At 53.9% G+C, this 22,490-nt stretch carries 13 protein-coding genes, 12 tRNA genes and 1 rRNA gene; 6 read left to right on the top strand and 20 right to left on the bottom strand.

Features of this window, described 5'->3' with window-relative positions; genetic code table 11:
* Window positions 1-126 precede the first annotated feature (126 nt).
* Window positions 127-1,800, top strand: coding sequence for a DUF6138 family protein (locus tag O9H32_RS28660; protein ID WP_269869531.1), 1,674 nt, complete (start codon window positions 127-129; stop codon window positions 1,798-1,800).
* A 229-nt stretch (window positions 1,801-2,029) separates the two neighbouring features.
* On the opposite strand, the gene glmS is transcribed toward O9H32_RS28660, so the two are convergent.
* The 7 genes from glmS to ppc all read right to left on the bottom strand — a co-directional run bounded on the left by glmS (window position 2,030) and on the right by ppc (window position 12,969).
* Entirely contained in the window at window positions 2,030-3,859 is a 1,830-nt protein-coding gene (glmS, locus tag O9H32_RS28655; RefSeq protein ID WP_269869530.1) for a glutamine--fructose-6-phosphate transaminase (isomerizing), read from the bottom strand.
* A gap of 526 nt (window positions 3,860-4,385) precedes the next feature.
* Window positions 4,386-5,726, bottom strand: a complete 1,341-nt coding sequence (gene glmM / locus O9H32_RS28650; protein WP_269869529.1) for a phosphoglucosamine mutase — start codon at window positions 5,724-5,726, stop codon at window positions 4,386-4,388.
* A 164-nt stretch (window positions 5,727-5,890) separates the two neighbouring features.
* On the bottom strand, window positions 5,891-7,363 hold the full coding sequence (locus tag O9H32_RS28645; protein WP_269869528.1) for a CdaR family protein: 1,473 nt from the start codon (window positions 7,361-7,363) through the stop codon (window positions 5,891-5,893).
* 3 nt (window positions 7,364-7,366) lie between these two features.
* Window positions 7,367-8,185, bottom strand: a complete 819-nt coding sequence (gene cdaA, locus O9H32_RS28640) for a diadenylate cyclase CdaA (RefSeq protein ID WP_269869527.1) — start codon at window positions 8,183-8,185, stop codon at window positions 7,367-7,369.
* A 165-nt stretch (window positions 8,186-8,350) separates the two neighbouring features.
* Window positions 8,351-8,944: a zf-HC2 domain-containing protein gene (locus tag O9H32_RS28635; RefSeq protein ID WP_269869526.1), complete on the bottom strand. Its 594-nt coding sequence runs from the start codon at window positions 8,942-8,944 to the stop codon at window positions 8,351-8,353.
* A 92-nt stretch (window positions 8,945-9,036) separates the two neighbouring features.
* Window positions 9,037-9,603, bottom strand: a complete 567-nt coding sequence (gene sigW, locus O9H32_RS28630) for an RNA polymerase sigma factor SigW (protein ID WP_269869525.1) — start codon at window positions 9,601-9,603, stop codon at window positions 9,037-9,039.
* Window positions 9,604-10,179: 576 nt separating this feature from the next.
* The gene (gene ppc / locus O9H32_RS28625; protein WP_269869524.1) at window positions 10,180-12,969 is read right to left on the bottom strand and encodes a phosphoenolpyruvate carboxylase; all 2,790 of its coding nucleotides are present in this window, start codon (window positions 12,967-12,969) and stop codon (window positions 10,180-10,182) included.
* A 271-nt stretch (window positions 12,970-13,240) separates the two neighbouring features.
* Here ppc and O9H32_RS28620 point away from each other — a divergent pair, with 271 nt between their 5' ends.
* The 5 genes from O9H32_RS28620 (at window position 13,241) to O9H32_RS28600 (ending at window position 21,229) form a co-directional block, all read left to right on the top strand.
* Window positions 13,241-16,267, top strand: a complete 3,027-nt coding sequence (locus tag O9H32_RS28620; protein WP_269869523.1) for a CHASE3 domain-containing protein — start codon at window positions 13,241-13,243, stop codon at window positions 16,265-16,267.
* 790 nt (window positions 16,268-17,057) lie between these two features.
* On the top strand, window positions 17,058-18,803 hold the full coding sequence (locus tag O9H32_RS28615) for an alpha-glycosidase (protein WP_269869522.1): 1,746 nt from the start codon (window positions 17,058-17,060) through the stop codon (window positions 18,801-18,803).
* A gap of 71 nt (window positions 18,804-18,874) precedes the next feature.
* Window positions 18,875-19,210, top strand: a complete 336-nt coding sequence (locus tag O9H32_RS28610) for a general stress protein (protein ID WP_269869521.1) — start codon at window positions 18,875-18,877, stop codon at window positions 19,208-19,210.
* A gap of 29 nt (window positions 19,211-19,239) precedes the next feature.
* Window positions 19,240-20,382, top strand: a complete 1,143-nt coding sequence (locus O9H32_RS28605) for an AI-2E family transporter (protein WP_269869520.1) — start codon at window positions 19,240-19,242, stop codon at window positions 20,380-20,382.
* Between the two features lie 28 nt (window positions 20,383-20,410).
* Window positions 20,411-21,229, top strand: a complete 819-nt coding sequence (locus O9H32_RS28600; protein ID WP_269869519.1) for an SDR family oxidoreductase — start codon at window positions 20,411-20,413, stop codon at window positions 21,227-21,229.
* Between the two features lie 65 nt (window positions 21,230-21,294).
* On the opposite strand, the gene O9H32_RS28595 is transcribed toward O9H32_RS28600, so the two are convergent.
* From O9H32_RS28595 to rrf, 13 genes are all read right to left on the bottom strand, one after another.
* A tRNA-Gly gene (locus tag O9H32_RS28595) sits at window positions 21,295-21,365 on the bottom strand.
* A gap of 5 nt (window positions 21,366-21,370) precedes the next feature.
* Window positions 21,371-21,447: transfer RNA gene (locus O9H32_RS28590), tRNA-Pro, on the bottom strand.
* A 16-nt stretch (window positions 21,448-21,463) separates the two neighbouring features.
* Window positions 21,464-21,540 (bottom strand) — tRNA-Arg (locus O9H32_RS28585).
* A 7-nt stretch (window positions 21,541-21,547) separates the two neighbouring features.
* A tRNA-Gly gene (locus O9H32_RS28580) sits at window positions 21,548-21,622 on the bottom strand.
* A gap of 9 nt (window positions 21,623-21,631) precedes the next feature.
* Window positions 21,632-21,714: transfer RNA gene (locus tag O9H32_RS28575), tRNA-Leu, on the bottom strand.
* 40 nt (window positions 21,715-21,754) lie between these two features.
* Window positions 21,755-21,830 (bottom strand) — tRNA-Lys (locus O9H32_RS28570).
* A gap of 8 nt (window positions 21,831-21,838) precedes the next feature.
* Window positions 21,839-21,913, bottom strand: a tRNA-Gln gene (locus O9H32_RS28565).
* A gap of 8 nt (window positions 21,914-21,921) precedes the next feature.
* Window positions 21,922-21,997: transfer RNA gene (locus O9H32_RS28560), tRNA-Thr, on the bottom strand.
* Between the two features lie 3 nt (window positions 21,998-22,000).
* A tRNA-Val gene (locus tag O9H32_RS28555) sits at window positions 22,001-22,076 on the bottom strand.
* A gap of 28 nt (window positions 22,077-22,104) precedes the next feature.
* Window positions 22,105-22,176 (bottom strand) — tRNA-Glu (locus tag O9H32_RS28550).
* A 4-nt stretch (window positions 22,177-22,180) separates the two neighbouring features.
* Window positions 22,181-22,256, bottom strand: a tRNA-Thr gene (locus O9H32_RS28545).
* Between the two features lie 3 nt (window positions 22,257-22,259).
* A tRNA-Asn gene (locus tag O9H32_RS28540) sits at window positions 22,260-22,335 on the bottom strand.
* Window positions 22,336-22,367: 32 nt separating this feature from the next.
* Window positions 22,368-22,484: ribosomal RNA gene (rrf, locus tag O9H32_RS28535) — 5S ribosomal RNA — on the bottom strand.
* Window positions 22,485-22,490 lie beyond the last annotated feature (6 nt).

Raw genomic sequence — 22,490 nt, 5'->3', positions numbered from 1 at the left:
AATGCGCGAGGAAATCAAACATTGATATGAATCCGCTTGCAGAAATACGTCAGAAGAGCATAGTCAACCATCAATTATACCAAGAAGCATATGTTGTGCTGAGATCATATTCCTTAGGAGGAGACCATGAACAAGGCAGCCGAAAATCTATTACATAAGATCTGGACCCAATTGACCCACATTTATAAGAAAGAAAAAGAGAGGATCGATAGCCTAAAAGGGCTGAGTCCGCTGCACCCGGGGATGATGGATTATGTGAAGGTAAGCTTCATTCCAAGCCATTCCTACTCCGTAGCAGATCAGATTGCCCTCGACATCTACAAGCCCCTTTCCTTCAGTGACCACTCCTACAAACTGGATGCGGAACCTGATATGGGGGAGTTAAGTGATGACATCCTGATCCAAGAGTTTTTCCCTGCCCTGCGGGTGCGTATGGAACAGATTTTCACGTCGGATGAATACAGCGAGCATTTTTTCGGGTATCAACTGCAGCTTGTGCTGGAGTTTCAAAGAGAGACTTCTACGCTGCTGCACCAGGAATATCTCTGTAATGAAGGCAAGCTCAATAAGTTGAAGGGGCAGCTGAACCGATTTATAGAATCCAAGGTATGGAAGGACCTTCCGGTGCTTCCTTCAGAGCGGGACGAGTTCTTCTTTGCCAGACATCTGATGAATCCGGACCTGATGGAGCAGGACCCGGCCGTCGTCGAACCGCTAATTCGCCGCCTGAACGACAAACTTCGCACGAACCATAAGCACAGGGAAAAGTGGCAGTACACTTACGTGTCCGCATTTAAAGAATGGGCCGAGGAGAAGTTCCTGGACTCCTATTTTGAACGCACCGGGAATTGGGGGATGGATCTTCAGCTGCTGCCGGATGACAAACGCCCGTCCCTTCAGACGCGTGAGATAGACTTTTTTCTGTATGCCGCACTGCACATTGGACGCAAGGAACCAGATACCCGCAAAAGTTATCTGGAACTCGCCGTACAGCTCGGTTCAGAACAAGCGTCAGCCTATCTGACAAAGGGCAGCGGTCAGTTTGCGGCCAGTTATGCAGGAAGTCTGATGTCAGGAAAAGCCAACGATATTATGCAGCGTATCGAGATTCGGATCCATTCCGAAGAAGAAGCGGCTTACCGGGAAGCGCTCGAGTACCTATGCGGTCTTCTGCGGGAAGGCTTTCCCAAGACGTATCAGTTGAAGCTGAAGAGTGCCGAGAAACATTGGCTTCCAGTGAAGACCCTGGCCAAATCCAATCTGCATCAATTTTTTGCAAACTCACTTCGTTATGAGGCCCTGTTCCCGCTGCTTGCGGAATATGCCGAGCTGGCTATGGAGGAATTCGCTTGGTATGGCGATGTAGAAAGCGGCGTAAAGTCCGTGATGCCCGGAACGTACGCCGTTTGGGGACTTGGGTTGTACAGCGATGCCTACTTCCCGCTGATTCGCCGTTATATGGAGCTGGTCGATAGTGAACATCAGTCCGCACAGGATAGTTACGCCGAGGCTTTTGTAGAGCGTCATGGATTGAATGCCGGGACCATGCCTACTTTCGTCTCCATCCTTCTTGGCGGCAGCGATATGGCTAAGCCTCTAAAGGGCGTGGCGATAGATACACCGGATCTGGTAGATGCTCTGATCCTGGCGCTTGAAGACAAGAAAGACCACCAGCGGGAATTCGCCCTGCATCGGATATTCGGCAGTGAGAAGAACCGATTAGCGGTACTGAAGCAGGTAGAGTCCCCTCAGAAGGAGCGACTGGAAGAGCTGATGAAGAAATCAAGAGCAAGCAGGTAGAACGGTTAGGCTTAGGGAACAGGGGGAGGGTCATCCTGCAAATCAGTTCGCCATGCCCCTTTTCCCACCCCGCAATTCATCCCATTCTTATTTCCACAAGGCTTTCCGGCTTTCCCTCCCCCTCCACTCCTATTCTATTTACTCTAAAAAAAGCCGAGCAAATCTCAGGAAATCATCCTGGATCTACTCGGCTTTGATACAACAACTACTTGATTTGCTTTGATATGAGTTACTCTACGGTAACGCTCTTCGCCAGGTTGCGCGGCTTGTCGACATCGTTGCCGCGGGCCAGCGATGCGTAATAAGACAGCAGCTGCAGAGGCACAACGGACAGCGCCGGTGTCAGCAGGGGCAGCGTAGCCGGGATGGAGTAGACGGCTTCAGCTACTTTACCGAGCTCGGTCTCCCCCTCATTGTGAATCCCGATCACGTGGGCGCCGCGCGCCGTCACTTCCTTGATATTGCTGACCGTCTTCTCGAAGAGGTCCTCCTGTGTAGCGATCGCGATCACCGGAATTCCTTCCTCGATCAGGGCCAAGGTACCGTGCTTCAGCTCACCCGCGGCGTAAGCCTCGGAATGAATATAAGAGATTTCTTTGAGCTTCAGCGAACCCTCGAGGGCAACGGCATAATCGAGACCACGACCGATGAAGAACAGGTTATCGTGCGTAGAGATCTGCTCTGCCACTTCTTTGATCGCATCCGCGCCAGCCAGGATTTGCTCCACTTTCTCAGGCAGCGCCTGCAGGCCTTCGATGACCTCGGCGATGTACGCTTCGTCCTGCGAACCCAAGGTTTGTGCCAGATACAGGCCCAACAGATAGAATGCGATCAACTGGGATGTGTAAGCCTTCGTGGAAGCGACCGCGATCTCCGGTCCCGCCCAGGTGACGATCACGTCGTCCGCCTCACGGGATACGGAGCTGCCGACCACGTTCGTAATGGCCAGTACGCGGGCACCGCAGCGCTTCGCTTCCCGCAGAGCAGCCATCGTATCGGCCGTTTCGCCGGATTGGCTGACGACGATCACGAGTGTCTCCGGCGTAATGATCGGAGCGCGGTAACGGTACTCGGAAGCTACGTCCGTTTCTACCGGAATACGAGCCAGCTTCTCGATCACCGTCTTACCCACAAGACCGGCATGGTAGGCGGTTCCGCAAGCGACGATATGCACTTGGCGAATGCTGCGGACTTGATCCGCTGTCATGCCGATTTCCGGCAGAAGAACCTTCTTGCCGCTTTCGTCGATTCTTGCACCCATTGTATCCCGGTAGGCCTTTGGCTGCTCATGGATTTCCTTCAACATGAAGTGATCGTATCCGCCTTTTTCCGCCGTCACAATGTCCCAATCGACATGGAATAATTCCCGGGAAATAAAATTCCCCTCCAGTGTCATTAATTCGACACCTTCACGTGTCAGCACCGCCATTTCGCCGTCGTTCAGAATATACACGTTCCGCGTATATTCGAGGATGGCCGGGATGTCGGAGCCGATGAAGTTCTCCCCTTCGCCGACACCGATGATCAGCGGGCTCGCCAAACGCACGGCGACCAGCTTATCCGGCTCGAATTCCGTCAAGACGCCGAGGGCGAATGCACCCTTCATGCGGGTAACGGCTTTCTGTACCGCTTTGACGATATCGCCTTCATACAACGAAGCGATCAGATGCGAGATGACTTCCGTATCCGTCTCCGATACGAATATACGGCCTTGGGCCGCCAATTCTTCCTTCAGCGAGATATAATTCTCGATAATTCCGTTATGCACCACGGAGAACTTATGGGAGTTATCCGTGTGCGGATGGGAGTTCACGTCCGATGGCTTGCCGTGCGTAGCCCAGCGGGTATGCCCGATGCCGATCGTTCCGCTCAGCGGAGCTTCTTCCAGCTTCGACTCCAGTACGGCCAGACGCCCCTTCGATTTTTTCACCTGCAGCCCTTCGCCCGTGAAGACAGCCACACCGGCCGAATCATAGCCGCGGTACTCCAGTTTCTTCAATCCCTCGATCAATATATTCTGGGAATCGCGTTTCCCCACATAACCAACAATACCGCACATAAGAGCGTACCTCCTGAAAGTATGAAGCTGTATGATACTTGAATGACTTTTGATCCCTGTCGAATACTTGTCGGCCCGGTCGCCCGGACGTTTTGCTCTTCGACTTCACGGTCTGGATCGCTCCCGGAAGGCCCCCGCCGAATATTTCGAACACCTTCACCTCGTCAACTGAACCATTCATTCCCCGTTGTTTTCTTGCCTGCGCCGTCTAGGGAGTAAGTTGGAGTCTGGTCAGCGGATTAGTTCCATAGACTCAGAATCAAAGACCGATACGCAGCAAAAAACCATACTTGAGACCATGATAGACCCAGTTCTGGCGCTTGTCGAACCAATGAACCTCGTTCCTCCTTCCTATTTCCGAGTAAAGACATATACCCATCTTATTCAATTCCCTTGGGAAGTGCAACTGATATTTTCACCATGTTTTCATGATGCTATTCCCATCATCTTCTCTTAGAGGCAGAGCGAAAAACCCACGGAAGCTGGAAGCTTCGGGGGTTTCGCTCTGCCTCGCCTTCTTGCTCGCTTATACGAGCTCACGCTCGATGACGTCGGCGATCGTCTTGACGTAAGCTTCTACCTGTGCCGCATCCGGCCCTTCAGCCATGACACGGATCAGGGACTCCGTACCCGACGGACGGACCAAGACCCGGCCGTTGTCGCCAAGCTCGTCTTCCACTGAACGAATGGCTGCCTCTACGGCTGCGTTATTGTTCAACTTGCTCTTATCCGCTACCCGGACATTGACAAGTGTTTGAGGATATTTGCGCATAATCCCTTTGAGCTCACTGAGACTTTGGCCCGACTGCACCAGCGTATCCATGACCTGCAGGGCCGTCAGAATCCCGTCGCCCGTCGTATTGTAGTCGAGGAAGATGACATGACCCGACTGCTCTCCACCCAGGTTGTATCCGCCGCGGCGCATTTCTTCCATAACATAACGGTCGCCGACGGCCGTCTTGGCTGCTTTCAGTCCCACAGCTTCAATGCCCTTGAAGAAACCGATATTGCTCATCACCGTCGTGACGATCGTACTTTCACGAAGCTTGCCCGCTTGGTTCAACGCATGGCCGCAGATACTGAGAAGATAATCCCCATCGATCTCTTCGCCCTTCTCATCGATAGCAATCAACCGGTCCGCATCTCCGTCGAAAGCCAGACCAATATGAGCGCCGCTCTCCACAACGAGCTTCTGCAGCTTCTCCGGATGGGTAGATCCGCAGTGGTCATTGATGTTGCGGCCGTTAGGCTCTGCACCGATCGTGATGACTTCCGCCCCGAGCGCTTCGAACACTTTGGGAGCGAGCTCATAAGCGGCGCCGTTGGCACAGTCGAGCGCCACACGGAAGCCCTTGAAGGAAGACTTCACCGTCGACTGGATATAGTCCATGTATAAGAACTTGGCCTCTTCATTGATCGTTACGGTGCCGATCTCTCCGCCAACAGGCCGCGGCAGTTCATCCGTCTCGGCATCCATCAGCCTCTCGATTTCGAACTCGGTCTCATCCGTGAGCTTATACCCGTCCGCCCCAAAGAACTTAATGCCGTTATCTTCAACGGGATTATGCGATGCCGAGATCATTACTCCTGCATCCGCCTTCAAGAGCCGCGTCAAATAAGCAACGCCCGGTGTCGAAATAACCCCCAGTCGGATCACGTTGGCGCCGATCGACAAGAGTCCCGCTACAAGCGATGCTTCCAGCATGGGACCGGAGATCCGGGTATCTTGGCCGATCACGACCACCGGCTTCTCCACCTGACCTGCCAAGACATAGCCGCCGCAGCGGCCGATTTGATACGCAAGCTCCGGAGTGAGTCCCTGATTGGCTACCCCACGGACCCCATCCGTTCCAAAATATTTCCCCATAGTTCTGTTGTCTCTCCTCTGCTGACCATTACGAATGGATCATCTTTGCTTACTTTCACTGTATGCCGCCGGTCTATCCGGCATCCCAAGTTATGTAACAAACTATTCTCATTATTACGGATTCCTTACAGCCGGTCAAATCCAACTATTGGACCCCTCCCCCATTAAGGGGAAGGAGGTCCTACGGGTGGTGTCTGTTCCTGGTCCGGCACCGATTCCCCCGATGGGGCGGCCGGCGTTGCTTCTGACGACGAAGCAGGTACGGAAGGCTCTGCCGCCTGGTCCGCGGGTGCCGGCGCCGCCGGATTCGGCTGAGGCGTTCCGGCTTCGGGAGCGCTCGCCTGCGGCGTAGCCGCCGGCTCCTCTTTGGCCGGTGTCTGGGTCTGCGGAACCGAAGGAGCCGCCGTCTTCGCGGTAATCTCCACCGCCATCTTGAACTCCTGGCCGGTGCTCTTCTTCACGAAGGTCGGCAAATTCCAAGTCACGGGCACTTCATGCGTTCCCGGCGGCAGATTGCTTACATCCAGAATCGCCTGAACATCCTGCGGCTTTAATTTATCGACGAGGATTGGAGCGCCCTCCACCTTCAGATCGACGACGCCGCCTGCCGGACGGACAACCTTGGTGTTAAAAATATCGTTCTGTCCGATGATCGACAGTTTGATATCTTCCAATGTCTTCGTGACGGAAGGCACAATCGACACATGGACTACCACTTTGTCGGGATCGAGCTGATTCACATTCTCCTTGGGCGGGATGCCCAAGGTAAACTCCGTATCTTCCTTCAAGTCATTGAGCTGCACTTGAGGTCCTTCGTAGAATTCCAGCTTATCCAGCACATTCTGAGGTCCGTATACCGTTACCTTGTCGGCGCTTTGACGAATGGAGGCTACGGCATAGCCTGCCGGCGGCTCACCCACCAGCTTCACCTGCAGGGGCACCATCGTGAACGGACTCGTTATCGGCACTTCCACGTCCACGACATTCGGAGAGATGGTCGCCGTCTCGATCTTCTTGCCGTTCTTGTCGTAAGCGGCCAATACCGCTTTACGGTCGGATACCGGCGATGTCGCCTTCTCCACGCTGACATCCGTACGCACCGATTCGACTTGATCATAGAACCGGCTTGGTACCGACACCGTCACTTGGGCCGGCCTCGCTACCGGTTGTCCTGCCTTCAGACCGACGCCCGGGATGCCCGTCACATTGACCGTCACCGGCATCGATTTGTTACGCTTCTCGTCGACACCCACCTTTACGGTAGCGGGCGTCACCTTAACCGATACGTTCGCGGGAAATCCGACGGGCGTGAGAGGCAGCGTATACTCTCCTTTGCCGACCTGGGTAAGGTCTACCTCGACCGAGTAACCGCCGGAAGACATAACCTTCTTGACGACGGAATCCCGGCCGGAGAGGGTCACGGTCACCCGTTCGGGCTCGAGCAGTTCCACATAGAATTTATCTTTGTCATATTTTGGCGTAACCGCCACATTCCCGATATTCTCTTCCCCAATCGCACTGCCGGATGTGCCGGAGACCGTGCCGGCATCCGAGGAGCGGACAACCGCCCACAGCAGAATTCCAATGACCAGGGCGATGACTTTCACGACATTAGTATTGCGCAGCCATTGATCCATAAGTTACCGCCGCCTCCATTTCCACAGGGGGCTGCTGTTTTTTTCTTTCGTCTTTGGTTTGAGTTCTTCGAAGAGCTTCGCCAGGAGCGCGTCTTCTTTGATATCCCTCAGGACATGCCCGTTCATCGCAAGCGAGACTTGTCCCGTTTCTTCCGAGACGATGACGGACATGGCATCAGATACTTCCGTCATGCCGATCGCGGCGCGGTGTCTGGTCCCCAGCTCCTTGGAGATGAATGGATTCTCCGACAGGGGCAGATAACATCCGGCAGCCATGAGCTGCCCTCCCCGAATAATGACGGCTCCATCGTGCAGCGGCGTGTTCGGGACGAAAATGTTGATGAGCAGTTCCGACGATATCTTCGATTCCATGCCGATGCCCGATTCTACATAGTCGTTGAGCCCGGTCTCCCGCTCAAAAACGATGAGTGCCCCGATCTTTCGCTGTCCCATGTAGTTCACGGCCTTCAGCACCTCATTGATACGGCGGTTCACATCCTGGTCCTCTTCGGAGTTAGTCCGCGAGAACAGCGTCCCCCGGCCCAGCTGCTCCAATGCCCTGCGCAGTTCCGGCTGGAAGATGATGAATACGCCGACAAGCCCGAACGTGAACATCTGGTTCATCATCCACTGCAGCGTGTTGAGCTTGAACCAAGAAGAGAGCGCCCAGGTCACAACGACCACGAGTATGCCCTTCAGCAGCTGGATCGCCCGCGTTCCCCGGACGACCAGAATAAGCTTATAGATGACATAGCTGACAATCAATATATCGATAATATCCTTGATCCGGATCTCTGTAATCCAATCGGTAATCCAATCCATCGCGAGTGCCCCCAAGTCCCTGCCGCGGTGATGTTTGTCTCTAGTGTAGTATGTACTCTTTTTAAATCATACCATATTTACAGCAAAAAACCCTCCCCTTCCAAGACGGTTTGGGGAGGATTTTTGGAAATTTCAAAGCTTGGCGGATTTAGGGGACTGCGAGACCTACTCGAACCACTGGTTCATCTTATACCACATCCAGCTGAAAGCTTCGTCGATCTGCTTCACCTGTCCGGAGATGTGGGCGGTGGAAGCCTGAATCACGGAACCGTCGATGACCACGACATTGCCTTCCACATCGCCGTCCACTTGAACGATTCCCCCTTCCACGGTGAGATCGCCGCTCACTTTCTTGCCGGCCGGCACGTGAACGGTGTGGCCTTGAATCACGACGGATTCCAGATCCGTCCCTTTGACGATGAGATCCTGGTCGTTATCCCACGCGGTCATGAAAGAAGACAGCATCACAGCAAAAAACACCGCAGCTACGGAAGCTGCCGGATGTTTGCGAATCCAGCGATAACCACGATTCTGGCGTTTGGCCGGAGGCAGTGCATCCATGATTCGCTCGGTGAGACCGTCCGGCACGGGAGGGTGGGGCCAGGATGCCACAAGAGCTTCCACTTTCTCGTACTCCTGCAGGCGCCTTCTACAATCGGTGCATCCGAGCAAATGCTCCTTCAGCACCACCGCTTCGCTCCCCTGTAGTCCCCCGTCCATATATTCATGCAGCAGTGGGAGGGCTTCGTTGCAATTCATCTTGAGCCGCTCCTTTCTTCTGTCCATAATCGGAATGTGCTATACAATACGTAGTGGCTCACAACATGTTTCAAAAACTTGCCGGCGGTTTATCATAGAATTTTTTCCAGTTTCTTACGCAAGAATTCCCTGCCGCGGTGCAGCCGGGTTTTGATCGTAGTTACCGGCATCGACAGCACATCGCTGATCTCCTGCAGGGACAAGTCCTGCAGATACCTCAGAATCACGATCGCTTTATATTTCTCCGGCAGTGTTTCGATCGATTCGCGGATCTGCATCTGGGTCTCCGAAAGAAGCACCTGGCTGTCCGGTGAAGGGTCCTGGCTTGCGAGCGTGGAATACCAATCGCTGCCTTCCCCATCTCCCATCTCCGCATCCAGCGAATAGTTCACCTTCCGTTTCCGAAGCCGATCGATGCACAGATTCGTCCCGATCCGGTAGATCCATGTCGAGAACTTCTGCGTCTCGTCATACCGGTCCAAGTTCATATATACCCGCAGAAAAGTCTCCTGGACAATCTCCTCGGCCTCATGACTGCTTCGCAGCATCCGGTATGCCAGATGATAAATTTTATCCTTGTACAGCTCCACAAGCTCGGCAAACGCCGCACGGTCTCCGCCGCGTGCCAGCTTCGCGAGCCGGGTGTCCATTTCATTCACCAGCCTACCTCCAACCTCCGGGTCCGCCTCTTGGCCTCCATTGCAAGGCACAACCGGCCCGGATTGTACAGGACGGTGTCTTCTGCATGAAGACCTCCCTGTTATTATGCAAAGCATACCAAACCTCGGCCCTCCGTGTACAGCCTCGCGTAAGAGAATGTGCGATGCAGCAACGCTTGGACACGCCAAGCCTCTGCCTGCGTACTTCAGGTTCCGCAAGCAGCGTGAAGCCTCAGCCCGCGGCTGCGCTTCTCCCAGGAGAAGCCAATGTGTCTGCCGGCCTTCCTCCTACTTCGCCGCCCCCTCCGGGTTCCCCCCTGGCAGAGAAACGGGTCTTCATCGTCCTAGAGCCGACTTTTCTTTTTACGTTGGCTCCCCGCAGTTGGTTTCGCAGAGCTGAGAAGCGGGCCGGGCCCTCCGTAAACCAATGCCCTCTCCTACTTAGGGTCAGCGATACAACACAAAGGACCTGACGATCCTCGTCAGGTCCTCCCGTGACGTTTTCTGACCAGGCAGAGAAACGTTACAGCTATCGTGAAAATCAGTTTCTTCTTAGCGCAGGCGAAGCCTCAAGCATCAGCCCGTATTCCGAAGCCCTGCGGCAATGCCGTTGATCGTGAGCAGCACTTCGCGCTGCAGGAGCGCATCTTCATCGCCTTGATCACGCAGCGCGCGCAGCTCGGAGAGCAGGCCCACCTGCATGTAGCTCAGCGGATCGACATAAGGGTTACGCAGCCGGATCGACTCCTGAATCACCGGAACGTTATCCAGAATCTCCTGCTGCCCGGTAATGCTCAGTATGAGATCCGATGTACGGCCGTATTCCTCTTGAATCAAGCCGAAGATCCGATCGGCGATGCTTTGATCCTGGATCATGCTTCCATACTCCTTGGCAATGATAAGATCCGCTTTGGCCAGCGCCATCTGCAGATTATCGATCAAGGAGCGGAAGAACGACCAGTTCTGGTACATCTCCTGCATCTTCGCCAGATTCTCCTGTTTACCGCCGTAGAAGCTGTGAAGCCCGTGACCGGCTGCATACCAAGCCGGCAGCAGATAACGGCTCTGCGTCCAGGCGAATACCCATGGAATCGCACGGAGATCCTCAAAACGGTCGCTGTTCTTCCGCTTGGAAGGACGGGAACCGATATTAAGCTCACCGATCTCAGGCAGCGGCGTGGACTCCTTGAAGAACGTCAGGAAGTCTTCGTCCCGGAAGATCAGATCCTGATACTTCGTCTGTGCCTGTTCTGAGATGCCGCGCATGATCGACTCCCACTCCGGCTCGGAAGCATCCGTTTGCGGGTTGCGCGCCTGAAGGGCGCTTGTGATCAGAGCCGAGGTTGCCTGCTCCAGGGAGCGGTAAGCAATCCCCTTCATCGAGTAGCGGGAAGACAATACTTCCCCCTGCTCCGTGATCTTGATGCCCCCGCCCACGGTATCAGCCGGCTGGGCCAGAATGCTGCGGTTGAGCGGCATGCCGCCGCGCCCCAGCGCTCCGCCGCGGCCATGGAAGAACTTCAGCTTGACGTCGAATGGTTTCGCCGCCGCCGTAATGCCGCGCAGGGCTACCCGCAGCTCCCAGTTGGCGGTGATGACGCCGCCGTCTTTGTTGCTGTCGGAATACCCCAGCATGATTTCCTGCAGGTGATTCGTCGATACGAGCGAGTTCCGGTAGGCCGGGATTTGGAAGAGCGTCGACATGATCTCCGGTGCCGCATGCAGATCATCGATCGTCTCGAACAGCGGCACGGACTGCAGCGTACATGTCACGGAGCCGTCGTTCTCGTGGACGTACAATCCCGCTTCTTTTCCGAATACCAGCACCTCGAGCAGATCGCTTGCGCCCTGCGTCATCGAGATCAGATAGCTGGAGATGCAGCTGCGTCCGAATTCCGCCTGGGCCTTCTGAATCACGCGGTATACGTCAAGGCACTCCTGCGTCGACTCGCTGTACCGGAGATAAGGCGAGGTAATCGGCCGCGGATCATTCAGAATCCCGGTGAGCAGCTCAATCTTATCGTTCTCCGGCAGGTTCGCGTAATTCTCGCAGATGCTCATTTTGGCAAGAATCTCGGTCATCGCCGCTTCATGTTCCTTGCTGTGCTGCCGCACATCCAGTGCTGCGAGGTGGAAACCGAACAGCTCCACCTGGCGAACCAGCTTCTCCACGTACGTATCGGCAATGAAATCCGCGTAGTGGTTGCGCAGGCTCCGCTCGATAATCTGCAGGTCGGCACGGAATTCGTCCGGATTGCTGTATTTGCGCTTCGCGGCCACATTCGGGTTCCCCGTATTGCGGATACGCTCGATCATATATTTCACTTTGACACGGTAAGGTTCTTTCAGGTTGCGCCATTCGTTATCCGACGAAATCTCGATCTCGCGGCGGTCGGTCTCGATAGATTCGAGCAGTTCTTCGGTCACTTCGACAATGCCTCGGCTGAAGCTCATATGTTCGACAAGTGCGGTGAGCTCCTCTGCGTACTTCTCCAGGGCAAGCTTGCGGTGCATCGTAAGGGTCTCCCATGTAACGGTGGCCTTTACCGAAGGGTTTCCGTCGCGGTCTCCACCGATCCAGGAGCCGAATTTCAGGAAGGTCGGCACGTGCCAGTCCTCTTCCGGGTAATACTTGTCCAGACAGCGCTCGAGCTCTTGATAGACTTGAGGCAGCACATCGAACAGCGTTTCATCGAAGTAGTACAGCCCGTTGCGGACCTCGTCGATGACGGTCGGCTTGCGGTCCCGCAGCTCATCGGTCTGCCAGAGCGTGATGACTTCGCCCAAGAGCTTCTCTCGAAGCTGTTCCCGCTCCCTGAAGGTCAGGTTCGGATTGTCCAGCTCCATGACATCACCCGCGATGCGCTGATGAATGTCCAGTACTGCACGGCGCGTAGCCTCGGTCGGGTGAGCCGTCATCACGAGTTCGAGAGAGATCCCTTGGATCATCTCCTGCACCTCCGCCGAAGAAATCCCCAGCGTTTTCAGTTCGCGCACGGAATCCTCGATCGAGCCCGGCTGTACATTCTCGCCCGCCGTCCGTTCGTAGTCGCGCTTACGGCGGATCCGGTGATTCTGTTCGGCAATGTTGATGAGCTGGAAGTACACGGCAAAAGCCCGGATCACCTGGTGGCGGATTTCCGGCGCAAGTCCCGTCACCGTCTCCTTCAGCTCCGCATACATTTCCGGCGTGTAGTCGGCACGAAGCGTTTTACTCATCTCTCTGATTTTCTCTACGACGGTAAAAAGCGCGTTGCCTCCCTGATGAACCAACACTTCACCCAAAATGTGCCCCAAAAACCGGACATCCCGGCGAAGCAGATTGTTGGACGTGTTCTTGTGAACTAAACTGACTGAATCCGACATGGTTCTCCTCCATCCTGACAAAGCAAGGTCATATCGACTATTTTATCACAAGGTTCCTTGTCATGTAATCCTTTTGTGCACTAAAGCCGAAAAAAGACGTCTATCCATATAAACATTGAAGGTTAAAGACCAGCCGGGTACAATATTGGAAGATGAAGCCATCAACAGAGGAGAAGTGAAGCCGTTGCCCTCTTTCATCCGATCCAGCATCCGAGTCAAAATCGCCGCCGGATTTGCAGCAGTCCTCATTTGCCTCGGAATTTCCACCTTCGTGCTGACCCAGCGCATCTATTCCCAGCAGCAGGCAATGAATTATATCATCTCCCATGATATGGAGATCTACGAGAAAGCCTACGCGATAGAGAAAAGCATCCTCGACATGGAAACCGGACAGCGCGGGTATCTCCTTACGGGAGACTCCGCTTATCTGGAACCGTACCGCAGCGGCAAGAGCCAATGGATACGGGACTATCTGGAGCTGAGACGGCTCGCGGCCGACCAGTCCGAGCAGCTGCAGCTTCTGGAGCAGATTCGGACCTCGATCGAACATTGGATCGAAACCGCCGGCGAGCCTGCCATCGCCCTCAAGGAGTCGAACCGCAGCGCGGAGCTGGAGCAGCTCTTCGCAGACGACCCGGGCAAGAAGGAAGTGGACCATCTGCGCAGTCTGCTGGCCGAATTCCGCGAGACCGAGAAGAAGCAAACGGACATGCGGACCGCTGACTTGGCCAAGGGCCATGTGATGCTGAAAGCCGAATTGTATCTCCTGCTCTTTGCCGCTATTCTCATAGCATTGCTTGTTTTGCTGATGCTCTCCCGCTCCATTGTCCACACGCTGGAGCTCGTCACGGGTACGATAAGGCGGATCGCGGACGGGCAGGATCATCTGACTACCCGCATCGACGTTCGGACCCATGACGAGATTTTTGAATTGGCCGAGGCCACGAACGCTTTGCTTTCGTATGTAGAACAAGATAACTGGCTTAAGACCTGCACCGCCGACATGGCCGCCCTTTATCAAGGGAATGTCCACGTACGGGATTTTGCCCAAGAGACGCTGAACTGGCTCGCTAAGCAGGTTGGAGCTGCCTACGGCGCCTTTTATATTAGGGATGAAGGAGCATATCCGCTGAAGTTCGTCCGCACCGCAGCCTACGCCGAACTCGGGGAAGCCCACTTCAACGCCGCCTTCCGTCCGGGTGAGGGATTGGCCGGTCAAGCCGCAGCCGAACAGCGCATGATGGTCTTCGATCAGTTACCTCACGGGTACCTGCGCGCCGGTTCGGGACTGGGTGAAGCCCAGCCTCGTTCTCTTATCGTCTTCCCCGTCTCCTTCGAGGGTCATACCCAGGCCGTCATTGAACTCGCCTCCTTCGGACCGTTCGAGAAGCGGCATACGGAGCTGCTTCGCCGCATCTGTGAGACGCTTGGCATCGCCCTGCACAGCGTCCTCGGCAGAATGGAAGTGGAACGGCTGTACCAGGAGAGCCAGGTCCTGACCGAGGAACTCCAGACGCAGACCGAAGAATTGCAGGCCCAGTCCGAAGAGCTTCACTCCCAGCATGAAGAGCTTATTTACTCGAACGATGCGCTGAGGCAGTCGGAAGAACGTCTTCAATGGCAGAAGCTTACCTTGGAGAAGCAGACGGAGGAGCTGGCCGCGATCTCGAAGTACAAATCCGAGTTTCTCGCCAATATGTCGCATGAACTGCGGACGCCGCTGAACTCCATGCTGATCCTCTCCCAGCTGCTTGCTGAGAATAAGGACGGCAACTTAACCGCCAAACAGGCGGAGTTCGCCCATACGATCCATTCTTCCGGAGGCGACCTGCTGCGGCTGATCGACGAGATTCTGGATTTGTCCAAGGTGGAAGCCGGTCGCATGAAAATCGAACCAAACGTGCTTCCTCTCCGTTCCTGGCTCACCTGGGTGGAGCGGAGTTTTGAACCTCTCGCGGAGAAGAAGGGGCTTCTCTTTCACATGGCACTGCATCCCGACGTGCCGGAAGAGATATACACGGACAGCCATCGACTTCAGCAGATTCTGCGTAATTTTTTGTCCAATGCATTCAAATTCACCTCAAAAGGCAGCGTCGCTCTAAGGATAGATCGGAATCATGCCGTCCTTCGGAGTGCAGACGGCACGCCATTGCCAGCCGTGGCCTTCTCCGTAATCGATACGGGCATCGGGATTCCGCAAGACAAGCTTGATCTCATCTTCGAAGCATTCCAGCAGGCAGACGGCACAACCAGCCGCCGTTACGGGGGAACCGGCCTCGGGCTCACCATCTCCCGGGAGCTTGCCCGCCTGCTCGGCGGCAGTATCCGGGTAGAGAGCTCCGCGGGAGCGGGCAGCCGCTTCACCCTATACCTGCCTGAGCGGTTCGAGGAGTCCGCTATCACTGACACGGCTTCCCCGCGGGGGGAAGCCGCCGCTGCTGCTGAAGCCAAGCCGCTGTCTACGCTGCAGATCCTCTCCAAGCGGCTAATGATCGTAGAGAAGGATGTGCTGCGCCGGGCGGAGCTCCTCGAGCTGATCGGCCGCGGAGAGGTCAGCATACTGGCTGCGGCCAGTGCAGGGGAGGCTGTCCGGGCCTTGGAGGAATCCCGGTATGACGGACTGATCGTCAACCTGGATACGGCCGGCCGGCAGCTGCCCGAGTTATTGGGATGGGTCGACGGCCTGCGCAGCACGCAGACTACGCCTTTCGTACTCTATACGGACCGGGCCTTGTCCGCACTGGAAGAAGATCTGCTGCGCAGCTATACAGACCGGCTCATGCGGATCGATAAGGAGTTCGAGCAGCGTCTTCTCGCCGAAACGAGACTGATGCTGAGCAAGCCTAGGGAAGAGAAGGGAGCCCGCTCCGGAGCTTATGCCGAGACGATCGCCGCCCCCGAGTTGCCGGATCTTACGTTTGAGGGCAAGCAGGTGCTTCTGGTAGAGGATGATATCCGCAACGTTTTTGCCCTCTCCAATATTCTCGAGAAATATGGGGTTGGAGTAATCTTTGCTGAGAACGGCAAGGAAGCTTTGGACATGCTCGAACGCAACCCCGATATAGATCTCGTGCTCATGGATATCATGATGCCGGAAATGGACGGCTTACAGACCATCCGCAGTATTCGTGCGCTTCCGCTGTTCCGCCGGCTCCCGATCATCGCCCTCTCGGCCAAAGTGATGCGTGAGGACCGGGAGCGGTGTCTGGATGCGGGAGCATCCGATTACCTTAGCAAGCCCGTCGATGTTCCGAAGCTCATCGCTATGCTCCAAACTTGGCTTACACCAGATGCTTAGATTGCCAGGAGCCACAGCCGCCCGGTCCGTATGGAGATATACAGCTCCTCTAAGCGAGGATAGATGTAAACCCCCGGCTCGATGGGAACCGGGGGTATTTGTTTCCCGTCTCAAGCAACGCCCCTTGTGTGTCCACCATTTCCCCTAACCCGCTCGCCCATGCCGCACCACCCGAATCCTGGCTTCCTTGCGAGAGCTCGCCTTTACCTCAGCCTCCTCTCTTGGTGTTACTCCATATTACTTCCCGCTCTTTTCTTGGGCTCACCTTTGTCCAGCGTCTCACTTATACTTCCTCTCTTATGCTCCCTCTCTTATGCTCTCTCTTATGCTTCCTCCCCTCTTATGCTTTCTCCTTATGCTCTCTCTCTTATGCTTCCTCCCCTCCTCATTTGGCCCCTTTTACCACTCTCCACTTCGCCCTCATCCTTGCCCGTAGGCTCTCCCTTTGCTCTTACTCTCTCGCTCTCTTCCCTGACCGTACCTCGCAACTAGCCCTTTCAGCTCCATCCGCCTTTTCTGTGCACTCACATCTCCGTCACCTCTCTTCGCCCCATGGTCTTATCTTGCTCCCTTCTTCTTCTTCTTCCACTCGGTTCATAGAAGCCACGTTAAGCTCTTTATCATAGCATCCACTTTCTCATTCACTATTCTGCTTTCCCCTTCTAAAGCCCCTGTTCTCCCCTTTTTCTTTCCTTTTTACTGTAACCGCCTTCCTTTTGTTTACCAGAACTAGTGAAAGGTTAATAGGAGGATAAGTCTCACATTCTGCCTTAATGAAGGAGCTGACGTTATGCTTCGGGAGTGCTTTTATCATGTTTCCAACAGCAACTGGGCCTACGCTTATACCAAAGAAAAGATCCACCTCCGCTTCCGTACGAAGCGTGACGATGTCACCGATATTGCCGCTGTAACAGGGGATAAATACGACTGGGACCGTACATACAAGGAATACCCTATGCTTCGCATTGCTTCCGACGCCTACTTTGATTACTGGGAAGCGACCGTGAAACCCAAATACAAGCGCCTTACTTATGGATTCCGGATCACCGCCGGGACCGAAACGGTTTGGATGGTAGAGACCGGTGTCTACGACGAACAACCTCACCCGCCAGGCGGCTACTACGATTTTCCTTATATTCATGAAGTCGATCTGTTTGCCGCTCCCGAATGGGCCAAATCGGCGATCTTCTATCAGATCTTCCCGGACCGGTTCGCTAACGGAGACCCGGAGAACGATCCCGAAGGGACCGAGCCATGGGGCGGCACGCCGACTACAACAAGCACCTTTGGCGGTGACCTGCAGGGGATTATCGACAAACTTGACTACATCGTCAACCTGGGCGTCAACGCCATCTATTTGACACCCGTCTTCCAATCTCCCTCCAACCACAAGTACGATACCCTCGATTACAAGAAGGTAGATCCCCAGTTCGGTGACAACGCCAAACTAAAAGAATTGGTGGAAGCCTGTCATGCGCGTGATATCCGCGTGATGCTGGATGCGGTGTTCAACCACTGCAGCGAGGATTTCGGAATTTTCCAGGATGTGGTCAAGAATGGGGAGAAGTCCAAATATGCGGACTGGTTCCATGTCCGTGAATTCCCTATTGAAGTGAAAGACGGAATCCCTTCTTACGATACGTTTGGTTTCTTCCAACATATGCCTAAATTTAACACCTCTAACCCGGAAGTCAAAGAATACCTGCTCGACGTAGCCGAATATTGGATCAAGGAGATTAAGATCGACGGCTGGCGGCTCGATGTGGCCAACGAGATCGATCACCATTTCTGGCGCGACTTCCGCAAGATCGTCAAGACAGCCAATCCGGAAGCGTACATCGTCGGCGAGGTATGGAACGACTCCTTGAAGTGGCTGCTCGGCGATCAGTTCGACTCCGTTATGAACTATCCGTTCTCCAACAAGGTACTAGAGTTTTTCGCAAGCTCTTATATGGACGGCTATACGTTCGCGAACAGCATGGGCTTCCTGCTCATGCGCTACCCGCAGCAGACCAATGAGGTGGTCTTTAACCTGCTGTGCAGCCACGATACGCCCCGTGTGCTAACGTGCGTGGGAGAAGACAAACGCCGCCTGAAGCTGTGCGTCGTGTTCTTGCTGACCTACATCGGAACCCCCTGCATCTTCTATGGTGATGAGATCGGCCTTACAGGCGGCGGCGATCCGGATTGCCGCAAATGTATGGTGTGGGAGCCGGAACACCAAGACAACGAGCTGTATGACTTCTACAAGCTCTTGATTGCACTCCGCAAAGATTATGATGTGCTGCGGCAGGGCGGATTCCGTTTCTTGAAAGCTGATTCCGGCGATTCCCGTATTATTTACGAACGGATCGACGACAAAATGCACTTTACGGTCTGGATGAACAATACCGAGGAAGAAACCGTTCTGACTCATCCCATGGAAACTGACGATTGGAAAGATGCCCTTTCTCAAGAAGATGTGGTACCCGAGAACGGCAATATGAATATTAAGCTGGATCCGCTCGGCTACCGGATTTTATATCGTTGGCTCTAGTGTTTCAAAGCAGAACCATACAGGTAATGACATTTCAGGAAACCAGTAAAACTAAAGAGAGGAGTCCGGCTATGGATACCAAACCGCGTGTCAGCGTTGTTCATGATGCCAATGAGGCCCGCGATCAAGTACGGCTGTGGGTGCTCCAGGGGTACAACAAAGAGGAGATCTATGTTCTCGCTCACGATGAGGCGAGGACCGATCTTGTAGCTGATTATTCCGATGCGGAGAAGATCGGATTATCGCAGGAGGGCATATGGAACAGTATCGCCAACATGTTCCGCTCCCAAGGGGATGAACTGCGGGCCAAACTGAAGGCACTGCATGTCCCTGACGCCGAGGCCGAACGACTCGAACAGGAACTCGATGACGGCAAGATTGTCCTTCTGGCTACGGGGAGCCGGTAAGGCGCCGGCATGCGGCATCGCAGAGAGATTTGCCGAACCGGTGGCAAATCTTTTTTCTGTCCGATGGCGCAGAGCTTGAATCAAGTAATGGGAAGAGTGGAGTGGTCGGTTTGCCGCAAAGTCGTTTTTTTCGGATCTGTCTCGGGATCCTGCTGATCCTCATTATATTAAACTTATTCATTCGGGTCAGCTTTCTCTTCTCTCCTCTCTTCACTGTAGCCAGGACCATTTTGATTCCCTTTATCATCTCCGGATTCTGTTACTATCTGCTGCGCCCGCTCGTCAATATGCTGGAATCCCGGGGGATACGCCGGCCGTCTGCCACCTTGATCTTATACATACTTTTGGCGGCACTGGCAGCACTTATCGTCGTGGGATTAGGTCCTATGCTGCAAAGCCAAATGAGCCTCTTTCTAAAAAACATTCCCGAACTGCTTGAGGGACTTACGGCACAAGTGGAGAAGATGGAGCGGACCCGATGGCTTTCAGGCTACTTCGCTGGCGATACGCTGAGCCTATCTGCCAAGCTAGCGGAGTGGATAAGCACCAGCATCAATCTGGCAACAGACTATCTCACGAATGCACTCGGCGTAATGACCAGCGCCCTGCTGATCATTACTGCTATTCCCATTATTCTTTATTACTTGCTCTCGGATGGGCCCAAAGCGATGGAGGCATTTCTGGAGTTATTCCCTGAGCGTTACCAATCTCCCATTCGCGATATGCTGGACGACATGGATAAGGTACTTAGCGAATTTATGATTGGCCGGATCCTGGTTTGTATGGTTGTAGGAGCGATGATGTATGTTGGATTTCTGCTCGTCTCCCTGCCCTATCCTCTCCTGCTCGCTATCTTTGCGCTCATTATGAACTTTATTCCTTTCATTGGGCCGATCATCGGTTTGATTCCTTGTCTGATGATCGCTTTTACGGAGTCTTCAGGAATGGCCTTGTGGGTCTTGGTGATCTTCTTCATTGCCAAAGTGGCGGATAACAGCCTGGTCTCTCCACAAGTATTCGGCAAACGGATGGATCTCCATCCCTTGACCGTGGTTGTTTTATTGCTGGTATCGGCTGAAGTAGCAGGTATTCTTGGCATGCTTCTCTCTATCCCCGTATACATGGTGCTCAAAATTATCTGGCTACGATTTAGGCCGACATTGCATGTCTAAAACCATTTCACTCTAGGAGGAATATACGATGACATTGACCCATAAAGAGTCCCAGCAAGGCTTTAAGCGCCTTAAAGACAAGGTAGCACTCGTTACGGGAGGCGGATCTGGTATCGGAAGAGCCGCAGCCATTCGAATGGCCGAACAGGGAGCCAAAGTCTGCATCCTTGGCAGAGATCCAGAGGAACTGCAGGAGGTTGAAGGAATCATTAAAGAGCAAGGCGGTGAAGTAATCAGCTTGAAGGCTGATATCTCCATCCCTGGAGAAATGGAGAAAAGCCTTAAAAAAGCTGCCGAACAGTGGGGGCGCCTGGATATCGTCTTTGCGAATGCCGGAATTAACGGAGTATTGACTTCTATTGAAGCCATGGAGGTTAAGGAGTGGCAGCAGGTAGTAGACGTAAATCTGAAAGGAACTTTCCTTACGGTAAAATATGCTATTCCCTATCTAAAAGAGCAGGGCGGCAGCATTATTATCACCAGCTCGATTAACGGCAACCGGGTATTCTCCAATTTTGGCTTTAGTGCCTACAGCACGACCAAAGCCGGACAGGTGGCCTTTATGAAGATGGCTGCCTTGGAATTAGCAAAGTTCAAAATTCGGGTCAACGCTATCTGCCCAGGTGCCATTTCGACGAATATCGATGAAAATACGAAACGAAAACCAGAAGTCGAACAAATTCGGATCCCAGTAGAGTTCCCTGAAGGGGACCAGCCGCTAAAACAAGAATCCGGTTCCTCTGAACAGGTTGCAGATCTGGTGTTATTCCTGGCCTCTGAGGAATCCTCCCATGTTACAGGAACCGAAATCTATATTGATGGGGCCGAGTCTTTGCTCCATGGGTGACATTAAATAAAACAAAGAAGCCTCGTAAGCTTTATGGCTTACGAGGCTTCTTTGTTAAAGAATGAAGCGGGTGATGGGAATCGAACCCACGCTACCAGCTTGGAAGGCTGGAGTTCTACCATTGAACTACACCCGCAAAAATGGTCGGGACGACACGATTTGAACATGCGACCCCCTGGTCCCAAACCAGGTGCTCTACCAAGCTGAGCTACGTCCCGACTAATGATGAAATAATGGCGTTCCCTGAGAGATTCGAACTCCCGACCTTTTGATTCGTAGTCAAACGCTCTATCCAGCTGAGCTAAGGGAACAAAATAATGGAGCGGAAGACGGGAATCGAACCCGCGACCCTCGCCTTGGCAAGGCGATGCTCTACCGCTGAGCCACTTCCGCAAAATGAATTGGTGCGCGTAGAGGGACTTGAACCCCCACGGTCGCCCGCCAGATCCTAAGTCTGGTGCGTCTGCCAATTCCGCCATACGCGCATGAATTTAAAACATCTGAGTTGCTGACTTAGAGTGTAGATGGTGAGCCATGTAGGACTCGAACCTACGACACCCTGATTAAAAGTCAGGTGCTCTACCAACTGAGCTAATGGCTCGTACAAAATGGCTGGGGATCTAGGATTCGAACCTAGGCATGACGGAGTCAAAGTCCGTTGCCTTACCGCTTGGCTAATCCCCAATGAATCATGGTGCCGCCGAGAGGACTTGAACCCCCAACCTACTGATTACAAGTCAGTTGCTCTACCAGTTGAGCTACAGCGGCGTATGGTGGAGGCTGACGGGATCGAACCGCCGACCCTCTGCTTGTAAGGCAGATGCTCTCCCAGCTGAGCTAAGCCTCCACACACTAAAGTTACTAGAAAGTAACAATGACCCGTAGGGGATTCGAACCCCTGTTACCTCCGTGAAAGGGAGGTGTCTTAACCCCTTGACCAACGGGCCTTACTGGAGCTTCCAACCGGGATCGAACCGGTGACCTCATCCTTACCATGGATGCACTCTACCTACTGAGCTATGGAAGCAAATGGCTCCCCGAACAGGACTCGAACCTGTGACAACTCGATTAACAGTCGAGTGCTCTACCAACTGAGCTATCAGGGAATATTACAACATAAGTGTAGATCTTAAGATCCGCTTGGCGACGTTCTACTCTCCCAGGACCCTGCGGTCCAAGTACCATCGACGCTGGAAGGCTTAACGTTCGTGTTCGGGATGGGTACGCGTGGTTCCCTTCCGCCATCATCACCAAACGGTTT

Source organism: Paenibacillus caseinilyticus (genome assembly GCF_027533645.1).
In the GTDB taxonomy this organism is placed as follows: Bacteria; Bacillota; Bacilli; order Paenibacillales; family NBRC-103111; genus Paenibacillus_G; species Paenibacillus_G caseinilyticus.
The sequence above is the reverse complement of the archived record's forward strand: the minus strand, read 5'-3'. Positions and strand labels throughout refer to the sequence as shown.

Excerpts from the sequence above, each read along its gene's own strand:
- O9H32_RS28635 (WP_269869526.1), bottom strand. The coding sequence starts at position 8,944 with ATGAATTGCAACGAAGCCCTCCCACTGCTGCATGAATATATGGACGGG.
- glmM (WP_269869529.1), bottom strand. The coding sequence starts at position 5,726 with ATGGGGAAATATTTTGGAACGGATGGGGTCCGTGGGGTAGCCAATCAG.
- O9H32_RS28660 (WP_269869531.1), top strand. The coding sequence starts at position 127 with ATGAACAAGGCAGCCGAAAATCTATTACATAAGATCTGGACCCAATTG.
- O9H32_RS28600 (WP_269869519.1), top strand. The coding sequence starts at position 20,411 with ATGACATTGACCCATAAAGAGTCCCAGCAAGGCTTTAAGCGCCTTAAA.
- O9H32_RS28610 (WP_269869521.1), top strand. The coding sequence starts at position 18,875 with ATGGATACCAAACCGCGTGTCAGCGTTGTTCATGATGCCAATGAGGCC.
- O9H32_RS28615 (WP_269869522.1), top strand. The coding sequence starts at position 17,058 with ATGCTTCGGGAGTGCTTTTATCATGTTTCCAACAGCAACTGGGCCTAC.
- O9H32_RS28645 (WP_269869528.1), bottom strand. The coding sequence starts at position 7,363 with ATGGATCAATGGCTGCGCAATACTAATGTCGTGAAAGTCATCGCCCTG.
- glmS (WP_269869530.1), bottom strand. The coding sequence starts at position 3,859 with ATGTGCGGTATTGTTGGTTATGTGGGGAAACGCGATTCCCAGAATATA.
- ppc (WP_269869524.1), bottom strand. The coding sequence starts at position 12,969 with ATGTCGGATTCAGTCAGTTTAGTTCACAAGAACACGTCCAACAATCTG.
- cdaA (WP_269869527.1), bottom strand. The coding sequence starts at position 8,185 with ATGGATTGGATTACCGATTGGATTACAGAGATCCGGATCAAGGATATT.